Origin of the sequence: Bacillus sp. FSL L8-0654, from assembly GCF_038629965.1 — a bacterium.
Lineage (GTDB): Bacteria > Bacillota > Bacilli > Bacillales > Bacillaceae > Bacillus > Bacillus safensis.
Genome location: NZ_CP152026.1, coordinates 1,503,984 through 1,522,557, shown reverse-complemented (window position 1 = coordinate 1,522,557; position 18,574 = coordinate 1,503,984). Strand labels below are relative to the sequence as shown.

20 protein-coding genes are annotated in these 18,574 nt (G+C 43.3%); 1 reads left to right on the top strand and 19 read right to left on the bottom strand.

Annotated features, from left to right (window positions below; genetic code table 11):
* Nucleotides 1-3: 3 nt before the first annotated feature.
* From acpP to MHH65_RS07675, 10 genes are all read right to left on the bottom strand, one after another.
* Nucleotides 4-237, bottom strand: coding sequence for an acyl carrier protein (gene acpP / locus MHH65_RS07720; RefSeq protein ID WP_003212028.1), 234 nt, complete (start codon nucleotides 235-237; stop codon nucleotides 4-6).
* An 81-nt stretch (nucleotides 238-318) separates the two neighbouring features.
* Nucleotides 319-1,062, bottom strand: coding sequence for a 3-oxoacyl-[acyl-carrier-protein] reductase (fabG, locus tag MHH65_RS07715; RefSeq protein ID WP_025092570.1), 744 nt, complete (start codon nucleotides 1,060-1,062; stop codon nucleotides 319-321).
* Complete coding sequence (gene fabD / locus MHH65_RS07710) at nucleotides 1,062-2,006, bottom strand: ACP S-malonyltransferase (RefSeq protein ID WP_098676870.1); 945 nt, start codon at nucleotides 2,004-2,006, stop codon at nucleotides 1,062-1,064. Before fabD ends, fabG begins: the two co-directional genes overlap by 1 nt.
* A 16-nt stretch (nucleotides 2,007-2,022) precedes the next feature.
* Nucleotides 2,023-3,021 (bottom strand): phosphate acyltransferase PlsX, encoded by a 999-nt coding sequence (gene plsX, locus MHH65_RS07705; RefSeq protein WP_024426965.1) that lies wholly within the window; start codon nucleotides 3,019-3,021, stop codon nucleotides 2,023-2,025.
* Between the two features lie 15 nt (nucleotides 3,022-3,036).
* Nucleotides 3,037-3,603, bottom strand: a complete 567-nt coding sequence (gene fapR, locus MHH65_RS07700) for a transcription factor FapR (protein WP_024424199.1) — start codon at nucleotides 3,601-3,603, stop codon at nucleotides 3,037-3,039.
* A 112-nt stretch (nucleotides 3,604-3,715) separates the two neighbouring features.
* Nucleotides 3,716-5,764, bottom strand: coding sequence for an ATP-dependent DNA helicase RecG (gene recG, locus MHH65_RS07695; RefSeq protein WP_024426964.1), 2,049 nt, complete (start codon nucleotides 5,762-5,764; stop codon nucleotides 3,716-3,718).
* Nucleotides 5,742-6,644, bottom strand: a complete 903-nt coding sequence (sdaAA, locus tag MHH65_RS07690) for an L-serine ammonia-lyase, iron-sulfur-dependent, subunit alpha (protein ID WP_024424200.1) — start codon at nucleotides 6,642-6,644, stop codon at nucleotides 5,742-5,744. Before sdaAA ends, recG begins: the two co-directional genes overlap by 23 nt.
* 20 nt (nucleotides 6,645-6,664) lie before the next feature.
* Complete coding sequence (sdaAB, locus tag MHH65_RS07685; RefSeq protein WP_024424201.1) at nucleotides 6,665-7,327, bottom strand: L-serine ammonia-lyase, iron-sulfur-dependent subunit beta; 663 nt, start codon at nucleotides 7,325-7,327, stop codon at nucleotides 6,665-6,667.
* Between the two features lie 148 nt (nucleotides 7,328-7,475).
* A complete protein-coding gene (locus MHH65_RS07680) occupies nucleotides 7,476-9,149 on the bottom strand; it encodes a DAK2 domain-containing protein (protein WP_024426963.1) in 1,674 nt (557 codons plus the stop codon).
* A 15-nt stretch (nucleotides 9,150-9,164) separates the two neighbouring features.
* The gene (locus tag MHH65_RS07675; RefSeq protein ID WP_008344871.1) at nucleotides 9,165-9,527 is read right to left on the bottom strand and encodes an Asp23/Gls24 family envelope stress response protein; all 363 of its coding nucleotides are present in this window, start codon (nucleotides 9,525-9,527) and stop codon (nucleotides 9,165-9,167) included.
* 271 nt (nucleotides 9,528-9,798) lie between these two features.
* On the opposite strand from MHH65_RS07675, the gene rpmB reads away from it, so the two are divergent.
* The gene (gene rpmB, locus MHH65_RS07670; protein ID WP_003212514.1) at nucleotides 9,799-9,987 is read left to right on the top strand and encodes a 50S ribosomal protein L28; all 189 of its coding nucleotides are present in this window, start codon (nucleotides 9,799-9,801) and stop codon (nucleotides 9,985-9,987) included.
* Between the two features lie 69 nt (nucleotides 9,988-10,056).
* Here rpmB and spoVM read toward each other — a convergent pair whose 3' ends face one another.
* From spoVM to fmt, 9 genes are all read right to left on the bottom strand, one after another.
* Nucleotides 10,057-10,137 (bottom strand): stage V sporulation protein SpoVM, encoded by an 81-nt coding sequence (gene spoVM / locus MHH65_RS07665; protein ID WP_008354550.1) that lies wholly within the window; start codon nucleotides 10,135-10,137, stop codon nucleotides 10,057-10,059.
* 71 nt (nucleotides 10,138-10,208) lie between these two features.
* On the bottom strand, nucleotides 10,209-10,853 hold the full coding sequence (locus MHH65_RS07660; RefSeq protein WP_024426962.1) for a thiamine diphosphokinase: 645 nt from the start codon (nucleotides 10,851-10,853) through the stop codon (nucleotides 10,209-10,211).
* A gap of 60 nt (nucleotides 10,854-10,913) precedes the next feature.
* Nucleotides 10,914-11,564 carry a ribulose-phosphate 3-epimerase gene (gene rpe / locus MHH65_RS07655; protein ID WP_024426961.1) on the bottom strand — a complete coding sequence of 217 codons (651 nt, stop codon included), beginning with the start codon at nucleotides 11,562-11,564 and terminating at the stop codon, nucleotides 10,914-10,916.
* 3 nt (nucleotides 11,565-11,567) lie between these two features.
* Nucleotides 11,568-12,464, bottom strand: coding sequence for a ribosome small subunit-dependent GTPase A (rsgA, locus tag MHH65_RS07650; RefSeq protein WP_024426960.1), 897 nt, complete (start codon nucleotides 12,462-12,464; stop codon nucleotides 11,568-11,570).
* A gap of 12 nt (nucleotides 12,465-12,476) precedes the next feature.
* Nucleotides 12,477-14,432 (bottom strand): Stk1 family PASTA domain-containing Ser/Thr kinase, encoded by a 1,956-nt coding sequence (gene pknB, locus MHH65_RS07645; protein ID WP_024426959.1) that lies wholly within the window; start codon nucleotides 14,430-14,432, stop codon nucleotides 12,477-12,479.
* Entirely contained in the window at nucleotides 14,426-15,196 is a 771-nt protein-coding gene (locus MHH65_RS07640; protein WP_034281746.1) for a Stp1/IreP family PP2C-type Ser/Thr phosphatase, read from the bottom strand. Before MHH65_RS07640 ends, pknB begins: the two co-directional genes overlap by 7 nt.
* A 3-nt stretch (nucleotides 15,197-15,199) precedes the next feature.
* Nucleotides 15,200-16,282: a 23S rRNA (adenine(2503)-C(2))-methyltransferase RlmN gene (rlmN, locus tag MHH65_RS07635; RefSeq protein WP_024424208.1), complete on the bottom strand. Its 1,083-nt coding sequence runs from the start codon at nucleotides 16,280-16,282 to the stop codon at nucleotides 15,200-15,202.
* 3 nt (nucleotides 16,283-16,285) lie between these two features.
* Entirely contained in the window at nucleotides 16,286-17,629 is a 1,344-nt protein-coding gene (gene rsmB, locus MHH65_RS07630) for a 16S rRNA (cytosine(967)-C(5))-methyltransferase RsmB (protein ID WP_024426957.1), read from the bottom strand.
* Nucleotides 17,616-18,569 carry a methionyl-tRNA formyltransferase gene (gene fmt / locus MHH65_RS07625; RefSeq protein WP_024426956.1) on the bottom strand — a complete coding sequence of 318 codons (954 nt, stop codon included), beginning with the start codon at nucleotides 18,567-18,569 and terminating at the stop codon, nucleotides 17,616-17,618. Before fmt ends, rsmB begins: the two co-directional genes overlap by 14 nt.
* Nucleotides 18,570-18,574 lie beyond the last annotated feature (5 nt).

The following is an 18,574-nucleotide window of genomic DNA, read 5'->3' as shown; positions in this document are numbered from 1 at the left end:
CGCTTATTGCTGGCTATTTATGTAGTTCACAGCGTCACCGACTGTTGCAATTTTTTCAGCATCTTCGTCAGAAATTTCCATATCGAACTCATCTTCAAGTTCCATAACTAGCTCAACTACATCAAGGGAATCAGCGCCTAAATCTTCTTTAAATGAAGCTTCCATTTTCACGTCAGCCTCATCAACGCCAAGGCGGTCTACAATAATTTTTGATACACGCTCTAATACGTCTGCCATTGCCTTTCACCTCCCCTCAAAGTATTATAGTTGAATTGTTTTTAAAAAACTAGAGAAAACCTAATGAAATTTTGATATTTCTTAGGACATGACCATTCCGCCATCTACTTGGATGGTTTGGCCTGTAATATAACCTGCTCCTTCTGAAGCTAAAAAGACAACGACGTTGCTAATATCTTCAGGTGCACCAAAGCGTGCGAGCGGAATTTGCTTGAGCATTTCCGTCTGTACATTTTCATCAAGTTTGTCTGTCATATCTGTTGAAATAAAGCCTGGTGCTACTGCATTAACAGTAATATGACGGGTTGCCAGCTCTTTTGCTGTTGTTTTCGTTAATCCGATGACACCAGCTTTTGCTGCAACATAGTTTGCTTGTCCAGGGTTTCCACACACACCAACGACTGAAGCCAAATTGATGATTCTTCCGCTTCTTTGCTTCATCATTTGACGTGTCACGGCTTTTGTACAGTTAAAGACACCTTTTAAGTTTATGTTAATGACATCATCCCATTCATTCTCTTTCATTCTCATGAGCAGATTGTCCTTTGTGATCCCTGCATTATTCACAAGAATGTCAATTGAACCAAAGGTATCAATTGCTTGTTTCATCATGGATTGTACTTCTTCAGCATTTGAGACATCAGCTTTCACAGCAAATGCCTGCTGGCCGAGTGCTTTGATTTCATCTACGACTTCATTTGCTTTTGCTTCGTTTCCAGAATAGTTCACGACAACATTTGCACCACTTTTCGCTAGATCGATCGCGATGGAACGGCCAATCCCGCGTGATGCTCCTGTTACAACGGCTGTTTTATTTGTAAGCATCAAGAATCCCCCTTGAGTGTTTGAATGGCTGCTTCAATTGTTTCTTGATCTGAAACGGAAATCGTCGTCAGGCGGCGATTCACTTTTTTCACAAGACCTGAAAGCACTTTGCCAGGACCAATTTCAATAAATGTTGTGACGCCTAAATCAATAAGGCGTTCCACACTTTCTTCAAAACGAACTGGAGAATACAGTTGTTCAATGAGCTTTGTCTCAATTTCATCACGAGAAGTCACGATGTCTGCTGTTACGTTTGAGATGACCGGAGTTTTGGCATCCGCAATATCCAGCTTTGACAAAACATCTGTAAATTTTTCAGCGGCTGGTTTCATTAATGCAGAATGGAAAGGTCCGCTTACTTCAAGGGCAATTGCACGTTTTGCGCCTTTTTCTTTCGCTTTCTCTGAAGCAAGTTCTACTCCTTTGGCTGTACCAGAGAGCACGATTTGACCAGGACAGTTTAAGTTAGCGAGCTCTACAAGGTGACCGCTCTCTGTCACTTCTTTTGTCACTTCTTCAAGTGCCGCTTTGTCTAAGCCAAGAATTGCTGCCATGGCGCCTTCTCCTGCTGGAACAGCTTCATTCATTAATTCTCCGCGCTTTCTGACTGCATAAACAGCATCTTTAAACGAAAGTGCGCCTGCTGCAACGAGGGCAGTGTATTCACCAAGACTGTGTCCTGCTGCATAATCTGCTTTGATTCCGCTCTCTTCAAATTTCTTTAAGATGGCGATACTTGTCGTTAAAAGAGCTGGCTGCGCGTTAAAGGTGAGCGTCAGTTCTTCTGCATCCCCTTCAAAAATCATAGAAGATAAGTCAAACCCGAGGGTATTGTCTGCTTCTTCAAAAACAGCTTTAGATACTGCTTCTTGGTCAAATAAATCTTTTCCCATGCCAATTTTTTGAGAGCCTTGGCCAGGGAATAAAAATGCAATTTTAGTCATGCTGCTTTACCTCCAATTAAGACTCTTTCGTCGTTTCTTTTTGGACTTCTTGATGAATGATGGCTGAAACGTCTTTTTCTACGATATCACGCGCCTGACGAATTGCATGGAAAATGGCATTTTCATCAGAAGAGCCGTGCGCTTTAATAACAGGTGCCTTTAAACCAAATAAAGCGGCACCGCCATATTCGGAGTAATCCATTTTAGATTTCATCTGCATCAATTTCGGCTTCATCATGCCTGCTGCTATTTTTGCTGTGAAGCTGGATGTTAAAGTTTCTTTCAGCATTTTAAAAACAGAAAGGGCTGTGCCTTCAATTGTTTTAAGCGCAATATTTCCTGTGAAACCATCTGTGACAACAACGTCAGCAACACCTTCTAATAAGTCACGGGACTCTACATTCCCTACGAAATTCAAGTCTGATGCTTTTAATAATTCAAAGGTTTTTTTCGTTAAATCGTTGCCTTTTTTATCTTCTGTTCCTACATTTAACAGTCCAACACGCGGATTGCTCTTTGGGAAAACACGCTCTGCGTAGATGGATCCCATCATGGCATATTGCACGAGATGCTCTGGTTTTGCATCAACGTTGGCACCAACATCTAGTAATAAGAAGCCGCTGCCATCCAGTGTTGGCAAAGTTGGGGCAAGGGCTGGTCTGTCAATACCGTCAATTCTGCCTACGATAAACAGTCCCGCTGTCATGAGGGCGCCAGTATTTCCTGCTGAGATGCAGGCATCTGCTCGTCCTTCGGACACTTCCTGCGCCATTTTCACCATAGATGAATCCTTTTTACGTCTGACTGCACGCACTGGTTCATCCGTCGGTTCAATGACTTCTTTTGCATCTAAAATCGTGATGCGGTCGTTGTTTGTTATGTATGGTTTAATTTTGTTTTCATCGCCGACAAGTGTAATCTCGATATCTGAAAATGCTGTTAAGCTTTTTTGCACACCGTCAATAATGGCTTTAGGGGCATGATCTCCCCCCATTGCATCGACTGCAATTCTCATATTACGTGCCACCTTTTACTTTTGTTTTGAGCGATACATGACGAAGTCACCTGAGAAGACAACTTCCTCACCAACATAGCTGTTTACTTCAACTACGGTTCTTCCTTTTTCTTTATCATGTGAGGCTACTTTGGCTTTAGAGACGACTCTTTCGCCTTGTTTCACCTGCCTTGTAAACCTGATATTCGCTTTTGCTGTCAAAGCCAGTTCATCGTCAATGACGGCAACTGCCAGCGAATTTGCCTGGGCGAAGAGATGATGTCCCCTGGCAATTTGGTTTCGGCTGAATACATGCTCTTTTCTCACTTCTAAAATGGAAATGGCTTGATCATCAAGCTCTACATCAATCATTTCTCCAATCACTTCATCCAGTGGAAGTGACTTTACTTCATCCTCTAATGTCTTTTCGGCCACATGCTTAATTCTTTCGCGTAATTCAGGGATTGACAGCTCTAAACGATCAAGACGAACCGTTTGTATGCTGACACCGAATTTACTTGCCAATTCTTCATCAGTAATGAATGGAGTCGAGCTGATCGTTTGCTGGAGAAGCTTTTGACGTTCTTTTTTATTTAGTTTCATATGCAGACACCATCCGTACATTTATGACTAGGTACTAATAGTAGTATATAATCTCATAGATGATAAATCAATCCTTGTTTCAAAAAGACAAGAAAATTCCTCCAGCGTTTGATCAGCTTAATTTATCTCCACCCAGCACACCGCTGTCTATCAGCGTTTGCCGAAGTTCTTTGTATTCGGGATCAGTCCAAAAGGCGTCCGATTGGACAAGATCTGCTGCATCTTTTCTAGCTGTTTCCAGCGCTCTATAGTCGTGAACCATATCTGCTACCTTAAATTCTGGCATCCCGCTTTGTTTTTTACCGAAGAAATCGCCGGGTCCTCTTAGTTCTAAGTCCTTTTCAGACAGCTCAAAGCCATCGGTTGTTTCGGACATGATCCGCATCCGCTCTTTCCCTGTTTCGGATTTTGGATCAGCCATTAAAATACAAAATGATTGATGCTCTCCTCGTCCGACCCGGCCTCTTAACTGATGAAGCTGAGACAGTCCGAAACGGTCTGCATCATAAATGACCATGATGGTTGCATTCGGCACGTTGACCCCGACTTCAACAACTGTGGTTGAAACGAGAATTTGTACTTCATTTGCGGTAAAGGCTCTCATGACCTGATCTTTTTCATCACTCGCCAGCTTCCCATGCATTAAGCCGATTGACCACTTGCCGCGGTATGCCTCAGTGAGCATGCTATGGACATCAAGCGCATTTTGCACATCCAGCTTGTCTGATTCTTCAATGAGCGGACAAATGATATATGCCTGTCTTCCTTTTCTCAGCTCTTTATCCACAAAAGCAAGAATTCTCTCAAGCATGTCATGCTTCACCCAATACGTTTCGATTTGTTTTCTGCCAGCTGGCAATTCATCAATGACGGATACGTCCATTTCTCCAAAGACAGTGATCGCAAGTGTTCGCGGAATAGGTGTGGCCGTCATAAACAAGACATCTGGGTCCTGTCCTTTACTTCGCAGTTTTTTCCGCTGCTCTACGCCAAACCGGTGCTGTTCATCTGTAATGACAAGACCGAGCTGCTGAAATTCGACTTCGTCTTGAATGAGTGCGTGCGTGCCGACTAATATGTCAATCTCGCCTTCTTTTAAACGTTCAAGCAATTCTCTGCGTCTCTTTCCTTTCACAGAGCTTGTCAAAAGGGCGATATTCAGCCCCCATTTTTCAAACAGCTGGTAAAGTGAATCGGCATGCTGCTCTGCCAAAATTTCTGTTGGGACCATTAATGCACCTTGAAAACCTGATAAATGAGCGGCATAAAGCGCAATGGCTGCAACAGCTGTTTTCCCTGAACCTACATCTCCTTGAAGCAGCCGGTTCATTCGATATGGAGACGCCATGTCCGACATGATTTCATCAAGTACTCTTGATTGTGCCTTCGTCAGCGGAAATGGCAGGCTGTTAACAAACTCAAAAACAGCCTCTTTGGAAAACGGATGCTGGATGCCTGATGTTCTCTCTCGTTCTTTCTTTCTAATCGCCTGCATCTTCAGCTGAAAAATGAGAAATTCCTCGTACACAAAACGGCGTCTTGCTTGCTTGAGCGAGTCCCTTGTTTCTGGAAGATGAATGGCTTTTAATGCTTCCTGATAGGACATGAGTTTATAGGCAGAGACAAGCTGCTTTGGCAATGGATCTTCCGCTTTGTCTGCATAAAGTGACAAGGCCTGCTTTACAAAGCGCCTCATCATTTTCACGGTCACATTTTCTTTTACTGAATAAACGGGCTCTATACTGCCATCTTGCTCGTGCGTCCCTTTTTTAAATTCCTGCACCATGATAGATTGACGGTTTTTATCCCATTTTCCTGTAACGGAAACTGTATCACCTAACACAAGGCTTCGTTTTAAATATGGGCGATTGAAACAAATCGCTGTAATGAGAAAACGCCCGACAAGCAGCCTGAATGTCAGCCTGCTTCGTTTTTTTCCATAATAGGTGAGAACGGGCTCACTATGTACTTTTCCTTCAACTGTGACACGTTCGTCATGCTTGACTTCTTCTAAGTTACGAAGCTCATAGTCGTCATATCGATAAGGAAAGTAGCCGAGTAAATCGGCTACTGTGTAGATTCCAAGTTCATTGAGTGTTTTTTCGGTTTCCTCTCCAATCCCCTTCAGGACAGAGACATTATCTTGCAGTTTCTGTATCACGAGATGAGGTCACACCTCCGAAAATCTTCTTTTCAAGCTCTCTTGCTGTCGGTGTCGCAGCGAGACCGCCTTGTGCAGTTTCGCGAAGAGCTGTTGGCATCGTTTGACCGATTTTGTACATCGCATCAATGACTTCATCACAAGGAATGCGGCTTGTGATGCCAGCAAGAGCCATGTCTGCTGCGATCATGGCGTTAGATGCACCCATTGCGTTTCGTTTTACGCAAGGTACCTCGACAAGTCCCGCTACTGGATCGCAAACAAGTCCAAGCATATTTTTCAGTGTAATCGCCATTGCTTCTGCAGATTGCTGCGGTGTACCGCCTGCCATCTCGACAATCGCTGCTGCCGCCATACCTGATGCAGAACCTACCTCTGCCTGACAGCCGCCTGCTGCACCGGAAATGCTCGCGTTATTCGCCACAACAAAACCAAATGCGCCAGAAGTAAATAGAAATCTGACCATTTGTTCCTTTGTTGGCTTTAATGTTTCTTTTACTGCAAATAACGTACCTGGTACAACACCTGCTGAGCCTGCTGTAGGCGTTGCACAAATGGTTCCCATTGCGGCATTGACTTCATTTGTTGCAACTGCTTTACTGACCGCATCTAATATCGTATGACCAGACAGTGTTTTGCCTGATGCGATATAGGCTTGAAGTTTGACCGCATCTCCGCCTGTTAACCCTGATAATGATTTCACACCCTTCAGCCCGTTTTCAACGGCCTGCTCCATCACTTCTAGGTTGCGGTACATCTGCGAGAAAATTTCTTCACGTGACTTCCCTGTCACTTCCATTTCTTGCACAATCATAATTTCTGAAATGGAGGTATTCCGTTCTTCTGTTAGCTGCACGAGTTCTTTGACGTTTTTAAACATCATTCATAACCTCCTTGTTGTTACTCTGCAATTTGTGTGACTTGAATAATGTTTGGCAGCGTTTCAAGCTCTGATAGGACCGCTGGGTCAATATTTTGATCCACTTCAATCGTCATCAGTGCCTCTTGCCCGACATCTTTACGCGCCACTTCCATATGACCGATGTTGATGGCGAATTTCGCTAAGACATTGGCAACTGCCGCAATCGTCCCGTAGCGATCGTTATGAACCACAAGAATGGCAGGATGATTCCCTGAAAGCCTGAGCTCAAAGCCATTTAATTCTGTGATTTCAATTTTACCTCCGCCGATGGAAATCCCGATTAGTTCAAGGCTTCCGTTCGCATCTGAAATCTCTACTTTTGCTGTATTCGGATGCGCCGGCACCGCCTCTTCTTCTTTAAATTCAATGTCGATCTCTTTGCTTTTTGCAATATCGATCGCTGTTTTGATTCGTTCATCAAATGTATCAAAGTCAAGAACACCGCCAATAATGGCGACATCTGTACCGTGTCCTTTATACGTATCTTTAAAAGAACCATAAAATGAAACGACAATTCGTTTCGGTTCTCTTCCAAATAAGCTGCGAGCTACTCTCCCTATACGAGCCGCACCCGCTGTGTGCGAACTTGATGGCCCAATCATGACAGGTCCAATAATATCAAACACACTTCTAAATTTCATAGGTCTTCCCCTCTCATCACCACTCGCGTATGGTTTGGTTCTTTCTTTAGACTAATGGATTCATTCGTTTCCCGCAACTCATTTCACCGTGGAATGGCTAGTAAAAAATTGCAAAAGAAGAAGAAGGGCTTTATTTGCCCTTCTTTCGTTATTCAACCGCCAAAATATATGAATAAAGCGGCTGTTTTCCATCGTGGACTTCAACTTCTACATCTTCAAATGTTTCTTCAATAAAGGCTTGCAGTGCATCCAGCTCATCAGATGATGCATCTTCCCCTTTAATGATGGTGACAATCTCATCATCTTCTGTCACCATTTTGGTTAGAAGTTCTTTTGCTGCATCTAATTGATTTTTCGCTGTTAACGTGATTTTCCCGTTGAACAGACCCATATAATCACCTTTCGCAATGTCGATTCCATCAATTTGAGTATCTCTTACTGCAAAGGTAATTTGCCCGCTTTTCACATGGTCAATCGCTTCTAGCATCGCTCTTTCGTTGTCTTCATTTGAAGCTGCTTCATTGAGAGAAAGAAGTGCCGACATTCCTTGAGGAACGGTCTTCGTCGGAATGACAACGACCTCACGGTTTGAGACAGTTGCCGCCTGTTTAGCTGCCATGACAATATTAGAATTATTAGGTAAGATAAAGACGGTTTCGGCATGTACGCTTTCTATTGCTGTGACAATGTCTTCTGTGCTCGGATTCATCGTCTGTCCGCCTTCAATGACGACGGAAGCTCCGATACTTTTGAACAAGTCAGCAATTCCTTCTCCCATTGCGACACTGACGACGCCAAAGCGCTGTTTTTCAGCAGCAGGTGCTTTTGGTGCAGCAGGTGCGTGTTCTCTTTCTTCGTTCACGATTGAGCTATGTTGCTCTCTCATGTTTTCTATTTTCATATTAATTAAGCTGCCGTAGCGCTGTGCATAGGATAAGACATCTCCTGGCTGCTCTGCATGAATATGAACTTTCGCCAGTGTATCGTCAGACACCACAAGAAGTGAATCTCCGAATTCACTTAAGTCTTGTCTGAAGGCATTCTCATCAAAGGACTGTTTGTCTTCTTCAAATTTCACCATAAATTCAGTACAGTAGCCAAATTCGATATCTTCTGTGTTCATATGGCTTTGCGCACTTTTATGATGCTCTGCACTAACGAGTTCTTTTAGCGTAGGTAAAGAAGCCGCTTTAGGAGGAAGCTCTTCTCCTCTTAATGAAGCAAGGAAACCTTCATATACGCATAGAAGTCCTTTACCTCCACTATCGACAACACCCACTTCTTTTAAGACAGGAAGCAGATCTGGCGTTCGATCAAGTGATGCTCTTGCTTCCTCAATCGTTAACTCTAGAACGCGGTCAATTTGATCCTCTGCTGCCGAAACAGCAACCGCTTTCTTTGCTGCATCCTTTGCAACTGTTAAGATCGTTCCTTCAATCGGTTTCATCACGGCTTTATATGCTGTATCAACACCCGCCTGTAAGGCAAGAGCAAATTCTTTTGCATCAATCGTTTCTTTTTGTTCAATATGTTTACTGAAACCTCTAAAGAGCTGTGACAGGATCACGCCAGAGTTTCCTCTTGCGCCCATCAATAAGCCTTTCGAGAGGGCCACGCCGACCTTCCCAATATGATCGGTATTTGTTTCTTCAACTGCTTTTGCCCCTGAAGTCATCGACAAATTCATATTTGTCCCCGTGTCTCCATCTGGCACTGGAAAAACATTTAACGCATCAACAATTTGTGCGTTTTGAGAAAGATGGTGAGCACCTGCAAGAATCATTTTTGCAAATGAGCGGCCATCAAGATTTCTAATAGACAATATATTTCCTCCTTACTACGGGTTCGTAACTTTTACTCCTTGTACATAAATGTTGACCGAGTCAACAGAAAGTCCAATTGTGTGATGAATCGTGTATTTGACTTTCGTTTGAACATTATGTGCGACTTCTGATATTTTTGTACCGTAGCTTACGATGATGTACATATCAATATGAATGCGGTCTTCTTTTTGACGCACAAGAACACCCCGGCTGAAGTTCTCTTTGCGGAGAATATCCGTCAAGCCGTCCTTGATTTGATTTTTGGACGCCATGCCAACAATACCATAGCAATCGATCGCAGCGCCTCCTGCCACCATTGCAATGACTTCATTTGATATATCAATTTGTCCGTATTTCGTTCTAAGTTCAATGGACACATTGGTTCCCCCTTTTTGAGAAATTGCCCTGAGTTATCACTATTTTACTATAAGACCCTTCTTTTTAAAAGAAATCATTCAATCCGACCCAATCCTACTTATACTATAGCCTTGATTTTTTATCAAGATGTCAAGGTATTTTTCTTGAAAGAGGAGTAAACAATCCTTGCAAACCCCTTGAAGCTGTGGTAAATTATTAAAGTATCTTGAGGCATCTCTAAGTACGTATATGAAGAATATGATGATGTTTTCGCAGTTAGGAGGGAAACAAATGGCACGTAAATGCGTTATTACAGGCAGAAAAACAAAAGCTGGGAACAACCGTTCTCACGCAATGAACTCTACAAAACGTACATGGGGCGCGAACCTTCAAAAAGTTCGTATTCTAGTGGACGGTAAGCCTAAAAGAGTATATGTATCAGCTCGAGCTTTGAAATCTGGTAAAGTTGAGCGTGTATAAGCAAGAGTAAACGCCTGCTACAATAAACTGTAGCAGGCGTTTTTATGTGGAAATAAAGGAGATTACTCATTAATCTTTTTTAAATGAACCAAGCATCGCACGGACAATGCCGCCAAGAAATCTAGGCAGTTTGATTGTATAAAATTTCATTTTGTCCCCCTCCTAAAAGTACCGCTTGCAGCACAATTGAGCTTAATCAGCCATCCACATTGATAGGTTGGTCAATCTTTGCTTCTTACCATTATTAATATGCCTTCATGAAAAGAAAAAGTACCACTTGAGTGGATGAGTTCGTTACTAATACATAGTGTGGAACCAGGCTCAATATGACAATTTTTCAGAGGATATTTGAAACCTTTTAATGTCAGCTTTTCAACCGATGTACCAAAGGGCAGAAACGACACATATTTTTTATCAGGGTCTTCTTTTATTTCGTATGTACCAGGTCCAAACATTTGAATGATATTTTGCTTATCTACAAGAGTGATGTTCTGCTTGTGCTGAATGCCTTGATATAGAAGGTGAATATTTCCTAGAAAGTGATCAGCCCTTCCTCCTGTAATGCCGTAGATGTGAATATGCGCTGGGTGCTGGCGCATGGCCCAGTTCAGCGCAAGCTCTAAATCGGTTTCATCCTTTTCAGCCTGAAATACATTCAAGGCAGGCAATTTCTTTTTCAGCTCACAAAGCTCTTCTTCTGTCACACTGTCAAAATCACCAAAAGCCTTGGCAGGCATGATGCCGTTCTCTAGTAAAAAAAGCGTCCCCCGGTCTACACCGACCCAGAGAATATCGTCCTGTGATGCTTCCTGTTCAAGGGGCGGGATGTATTCAAAAGGACCGCCGGCTACGATATGTATGTGCATGATATACGCTCCTCTCCATGTAAAAAGAACCAAAGATCAGAGTGACTTTGGTTCCTTTTTTTACGCTTCTCGAATGGCCTGAATGGCGGCTGCACGGTTGTTTTTACCGTATACCGCTGAGCCGGCCACAAGTAAGTTAGCGCCCGCCTCTTTACAGCTCTTTGCAGTCTCTACATTGACACCGCCGTCTATTTCTATGAGTAAGTCTGATAAGCCCTTTTGTTCGCTAAGGGTCTTCACTTCTTTTACCTTCTCGAGGACAGATGGAATGAACGCCTGTCCGCCAAAACCAGGATTCACCGTCATGAATAAGACAAGGTCTACGTCCTCTAATACATGCTCAATCTGAGAAACAGGTGTGTGCGGGTTCAAGACGACACCTGCTTTTACACCTTGTTCTTTTATGTGCTGTATCGTGCGGTGCAAGTGCGGACAAGCTTCTACATGGACAGAAATAATGTCAGCACCTGCTTTTGCGAATGCAGGAATATACCGGTCTGGCTGCTCAATCATTAAGTGAACATCGAGCGGCAGCTTTGTATGCGGTCTGATCGCTTCCACAACATTCGGTCCAAATGTGATATTCGGTACAAAATGGCCGTCCATCACATCGATATGAATGTAATCCGCTCCGCCTTGTTCCACATCACGGATATCTTTCTCCAAATTGGCGAAATCTGCTGATAAAATGGAAGGGGCAATATAAACCATGAGTTAGTACCTCGGCTTTCTGTCTTTGATTTCAGTTAAAAACTCTAAATAATGCTGATAGCGATACGCTCTGATTTGCTCTTGTTCGACCGCGCCTTTTACTGCACAGCCAGGCTCTTTCACATGCAGACAGCCTCTAAACTTACAATCAGCACTCCGCTCTTTGATTTCTAAAAAGTAAAGACCTAAATCTTCCGCTTCGATGCCGGTAAATTCGAGCGAGCTAAAGCCAGGTGTATCTGCAATGAGCCCTTCTGCTGTACGAATGAGTTCGACATGTCTTGTCGTATGCTTTCCCCTTCCAAGATGAGAGGAAATATCATTGGTTTTCAGCGCCAACTCAGGACTCATCGCATTTAAAAGGGAGGACTTACCTACACCAGACTGACCGGCAAATACAGTGATTTTATTGTGAAAATGCGGGGTCAGCTTTTCAATTCCGTCTCCCTCGATCGTGGATGTTACATGAACATCATATCCAATTTGCCGATAGTCCTCTGCATAGCCTTGAATACTTTCACGCTCTTCATCTGTTTTCAATAAGTCCATTTTTGTGATACAGATAATCGGCTTAATATCATTTGCTTCCACCAGCACTAGAAATCTGTCTAAAAGCGATGTGCTAAAGGTCGGTTCTGTCGCAGAGAAAACGAGCACCGCTTGATCGACGTTACTAATAGGCGGACGAACAAGTTCGTTTGTCCGCTCTTTTACTTCTAATAAATAGCCTTCTTTATCGTTATCCGCTTGATATACAACATAATCTCCAACTAGAGGTGTGATTTTGTTTTTTCGAAAAATGCCTCTCGCTCTGCACTGAATCACTTTTCCACTTTCTAGAGACTCATCGAGCACATAATAAAATCCGCTTAATGCTTTAATAATTTTGCCCTCAGGCATAAAGTCCCTCCTTTATTCATCGTCAGGGTATTCGATTGTTTTAGAGCTTACGACTTTATCATCAACCGTCACTTGATAGTATCCTTTTTGACCCGGTTCAATCTTAAATTTAATGGTCCGTTCAGTTGGTGCAGTGATGTTAAAGGTTTCATATGAATCAGAAATGCTATGCTCAGCATCGTCAATGGAAATCTGAACGGTCATCTCTTGCCCTTCAGTGACTGGCTCATACGGGATGGCAATCTTCTCAGTTACCGTTTTAGCCGGTTTTTTCTTCGGTCCGAGTGAGAAGGTGATCTTAACCGTATCCCCTGGTTTCACAGCAGTACCTGCTCCTGGCTCCTGCTTCATGACCTCACCTTTTGGTACATCATCAGAATACGCTTCTTTTTCATCAAGCTTTAATCCGTTATCCTCTAAATAATTCGATGCAGCCTGTTTACTATATGTCGTTAAATCCCGCAAAGTAATATCGGCAGGACCTATGCTGACCGTCAACGTCACTTCTTCATCTGCTGCCACAAGCTCAGTACTCGCTGAAGGTTTCTGTTCCATGACAATTCCAGATTCGGTGTCATTATCATTTACTTCCTCCACAACAACTTGCTTAAACCCTTTTTTCTCTAATAATTCTTTTGCTTTATCGACCTTTTCACCTGTTACATCAGGTAATTCGGTCTTTTCTTTGCCAGTACTTTGGTAAAGCTGAATCTCGGTTCCTTCTTTTACCTTTGTGCCGATTTTCGGGTCTGTTTTGACGACAAGCCCTTTTTCAATTTTTTCATCAGCGATCTCAATTGGTTCAGAGGCCACGGTAAAGCCGGCTTTCTTCAAGGTGTCCTCTGCTTTTTCAATCGTCATGCCAGATACATCAGAGACCTCAACATCTTTTGGAAAGAGCAGTCCGGGAAACACAGTGATGGCTAAAATGGTCGCAGCAGTTAGAATAAACAGGATGGATGCCACAACCCAAGGCCATTTTTTTCGTTTCTTTTTCGGCTTTTGTTTCTCTTTTTTCTTCGGTTTTTGCACCGGATGGACAGCTGTTTTTTCATTGTCTTGATCGACTTGATGATCTTGAATGATTGGGATCGCTTTCGTTGCTTCATGATCCTCTTCAATGACAAAGCGTTTTTCTTTTAGTCTTGAAGGGTCGAAAGCAGTTTGCAGATCTTTTTGCATTTCAGATGCATCTTCATATCGATAAAATGGATCTTTGGCCATTGCCTTTAAAATGATGTTTTCCACGCTTTGTGGAACAGAAGGATTCCATCTTCTTACAGATGGCGGCTCTGATTGCAAATGCTTCAGCGCAACACTGACAGCTGATTCCCCTTCAAATGGCATGCGTCCAGAAATGAGTTCATAGAGCACAATTCCAAGTGAATAGATGTCTGACTTTTTCGTCGCAAGACCTCCGCGGGCTTGCTCTGGAGACAAATAGTGCACGGATCCTAGAACCGAATTTGTGTGGGTGATGGTCGCTGAGCTGAGTGCAATGGCAATCCCAAAATCAGTGACTTTAATATTCCCCATGTTGTCTATTAATATATTGTGAGGCTTAATGTCCCGGTGGACGAGCTGCTTTGCATGGGCTTCTTCCATTGCCGCAACCACTTGCTCCATAATGCGAACGGCTTCTTTCGGATGAAGCGGGCCATTGGCATGTATGTATTCTTTCAGCGTCATCCCCTCGACATATTCCATGACAATATAATAAATGTCATCTTCTTCCCCTACATCGTAGATGCTGACAATATTTGAATGATCTAAACTTGCGGCTGACTGCGCCTCGCGCCGGAAACGTCTAATAAAATCATCATCGCTTGCAAAGTCAAAGCGCAAAATTTTAATCGCAACTTCGCGATCTAAAATCATATCCTCCGCCAAATAAACGTTTGCCATTCCGCCTCCGCCTATGACGCGAAGAATCTGATAACGGCCGCTGATCCGTTTTCCGATCAACACTTGCTGTCACCCTCCTCTGGCTGGGAGGAGATTTCTAACAATACTGCTGTAATGTTATCTTCACCGCCGTTGTCATTCGCTGTTTGGATTAATGCTGTTACTTTTTCATCTGGTGCGGTCGTTTGCGTTAAAATATGAATCAAATTCTCTTCTTCTACTTTATTGGATAAACCATCTGAGCAAAGCAGGATTTGATCTCCAGGGTCCACTTCAAAGGTATGGGCATCGATTTGAACGTGTTTATCTGTTCCTAATGCTTTCGTAAGCACATTTTTTCTTGGATGATATTCTGCATCCTCTTTTGAAATTTCACCTGTTTTCACAAGCTCATTTACAAGTGAATGGTCATCTGTTAGCTGGGTCAGTGCTCCTTCTCTTAGCAAGTAGCAGCGACTGTCGCCAATATGGGCAATTGTGACCGTTTGCAAATGAACGAGCGCACAAACAATGGTTGTCCCCATTCCTTGGCACTCCTCATTGTTTTTCGCATGTTCATATACTTGATCATTAATGTCACTTATTTTTGAGATTAACCAGCTTTCTTGCTCTGCTGGTTTTGCTGGAATTGAAGATGTTTCTTCCCAGTATTCTTTTAAAGAAGAGACGGCCATCCTGCTGGCGACATCACCAGCAAGATGACCTCCCATTCCATCTGCTACAACAGCTAGAAGGGTGTCTTCTTTTGCTTCAAAAATACCTGCATCATCTTCATTATGCTGACGGACTTTTCCTGTATCGGTTTGAAAGGCTGCCCTTATCAACATTCGTCACCTCGTCTCTTCCTGACGCTCCTTCGCTCTTAGCTGACCGCAAGCAGCATCAATATCATGGCCTTGCTCTCGTCTAATTGTTACGTTTACGCCGCGTTCTTTCAGCGTTTTTTCAAATAGGAAGATTTGTTCTCTTGGTGTTCTTACATAATCCCTTTCCGGTACATAGTTCACCGGAATGAGGTTCACGTGGCACTTGATTCCTTTTAATAAGTCTGCAAGCTCTTCTGCATGATGCACTTGATCATTTACTCCGCCAAACAGGCCGTATTCAAAGCTGACACGTCTACCCGTTTTTTGAATGTAGTATTCAATGGCTTCCATTAATTTTGGCAGCTTATATGCCTTATTGATCGGCATCAGACGGCTTCTGATCTCTGTGTTCGGTGCATGCAGAGAGACAGCAAAATTGATTTGCATTTGCTCATCAGCGAATTGATAGATCTTTGGAATGATTCCGCTTGTCGACACTGTAATATGACGCGCGCCAATATTTAAGCCGTTGTCATGGTTGATGATTTTAAGGAAGGCAAGCATTTCGTCAAAGTTATCAAACGGTTCGCCAATTCCCATGATGACAACCGAGCTGACTCTCTCATCTGTTTCGTCAAGTGCCTGCTGCACTTTCAATACTTGAGCAACGATTTCTCCTGCTTCAAGGTTTCGTTTTAACCCGCCAAGTGTAGATGCACAGAATGTACAGCCGATTCGGCAGCCAACCTGAGTTGTGACACAGACAGAGTTGCCGTATTCGTGGCGCATCAGTACTGTTTCAATCGTATAGCCATCATGTAATTCAAATAAAAACTTGATCGTTCCGTCTTGAGACGTTTGTTTGATCACAGTTTTTAATGTGGTGATCGCAAATTGATTTTTTAATTTTTCTCTTAAATCCTTTGAAAGGTTAGACATATCGTCAAAGGATGTCACACGTTTCTCATAAAGCCACTCGAAAATTTGGGCTGCGCGGAAAGGCTTTTCGCCTTGTTCTTTTAACCATTCTTTCATTTCGTGAAGCTCAAATGAGTAGATCGACGGCATTTCTGTCTTCAGTTCTTTTCTTACTTTTTGTTCTGTCATTTTTTATCCCTTCTTTCTCATGCTGCAAATAAAGAAACCATCTGTTCCGAAATAATGAGGAAGGATTTGTACACTTCCGTTTTGAACAAACGGAGCAACCTGCTCAGGCAGCCGTTCATTAAGAGATAGATCGGGTTCGAAGTCTTGGTGTTCTTGTAAAAACGCATGAATCACTTGTTGATTTTCTGTTGGGTCCATTGTACACGTACTGTATACAAGGGTTCCGCCCGGTTTTAAAAGCGGGGCCGCTTCCTTTAAAATGGCCTGCTGGATAGCTGCAAGCCTTGCTGAGTCTTCTTGTGACTTTGTATATTTCATATCTGGTTTGCGTCTAATGACGCCAAAACCGGAACACGGTGCATCAATGAGAATACGGTCAAACGAAGCTTCGCTGTAATAGTCTGCCGCTTTCCTTGCATCAAGTGCTTTTGCCTCAATGTGAGTAAGGTTCAGACGTTTTGCTGCTTGTTTGATGAGTTTCACTTTGTGTTCATGTAAATCAAGAGAAACAATTTTGCCCTCATCGTTCATACGTTCTGCAATATGTGTTGATTTTCCGCCAGGAGCCGCACAGGCGTCAAGCACCGTTTCTCCCGGCTGAGGGTCGAGCGCTCTTGCGACAAGCATCGAGCTTTCATCTTGTATCGTCACATAGCCTTCTTGAAAAGAAGGGGTTGAGACGATGGACCCTTTCATGAGCTTAAGTGCATCTTCAGATAAGTCGCCAAGCTCCGTTTCAATGCCTGCATCCATTAGTTTTTGCTGCAGTGCCGTGCGGTCAGTTTTCATTCGATTGACACGAAGGGTTTGCTTTGGCGGAACTAAATGAATGCGGCACATGCTTTCTGCCGCTTCAAACCCGTACGCCTGAACCCACTCCTGCACAAGCCATAATGGGTGGCTTGTCTCAATGGACAGCCGCTTTACGGGATCTTTGATCGCATCAAATGACGGAACGCCTTCTCTTTGTACGGAACGAAGAACACCGTTCACAAGTGAAGAAATGCCTTTGTGCCCGCGCTTTTTCGTTAGCTCGACAGCTTCATGAATGGCTGCACGATCTGGTATTTTTTCAAGGTACACCATTTGATAAAGAGACATCCGCAAAAGCTGCATCACCCATGGAGCGACCTTTTGCGGTTTTTTCACAAAGGGCGTCAGCATATAATCTAATGCCAGCTTATTTTGCAGTGTACCATATACAAGCTCTGTTAACAGCGGTTTGTCCTGATCAGCTAAGTCTTTATCTTTCATGACTGACTGCAACAGCAAATTACTGTAAGCTTGATTTTGTTCGAGTTTGATTAAAGCGTCCAGCGCTACTTCTCTCACATTACTTTTCTTCATTCATTAACCCTAATTTCTGTCCAATTTCGATATTTGCGCCTCTTAAGAAGTCTTCGCCGCTCATTTTTTTCTTACCAGCTGGCTGCACACCTGTTAATAAAAGGCCTTGCTCATTCCCAGTTGCAATGACCGGACCTTCTTTTTGAAGCTCAATCACTTTCCCGGGTTCTTCTTGCGCTTGAAGCGGAACCTTTTTCGCTTCCCATACTTTTAGATGAGCGCCGTTCCATTCAGTATAGGCAACTGGCCAAGGATTTAGCCCGCGAACTTGGTTGTAAAGCTCTTCACCGGTTTTTGTCCAGTCTAATCTTTCTTGCTCCCGCTTAATATTTGGTGCGTATGTGGCCGCTTCTTCATTTTGCGGAATTGGAGAAATAGACCCGCTTAGAACATTTGGCACCGTATCTTTTAGCAGCGTGGCACCAGCTGCACTTAATTTATCATGCAATGTTCCGACATTGTCTAATTCATCGATTTCTACTTCTACTTTACTGATCATGTCACCTGCATCAAGCCTTTCCACCATGTACATGATGGTAACGCCTGTTTTCTTTTTGCCTTGAAGGATCGCATAATGGATCGGCGCGCCGCCTCTTAGTTCTGGCAGGAGCGAGGCATGAACATTGATACAGCCAAACTTAGGTTCATCGAGTAATCGCTTTGGTAAGATTTGTCCAAATGCCGCTGTGACGATTAAATCCGGCTGTAATGCAAGCACCTTATCAATTTCTTCATCAAGGCGCACCTTTTCAGGCTGCAACACAGGAATGCCGTGCTTTAAGGCTTCCACTTTTACAGGAGGCGGTGTGAGCACTCGTTTTCTTCCTTTTGGGCGGTCTGGCTGCGTGACAACCCCTACCACTTCGTATCCTTCTGTTATCAGTGTTTGCAGCACAGGTACTGAGAAATCAGGGGTTCCCATAAATACGATACGTGCCATTTTCT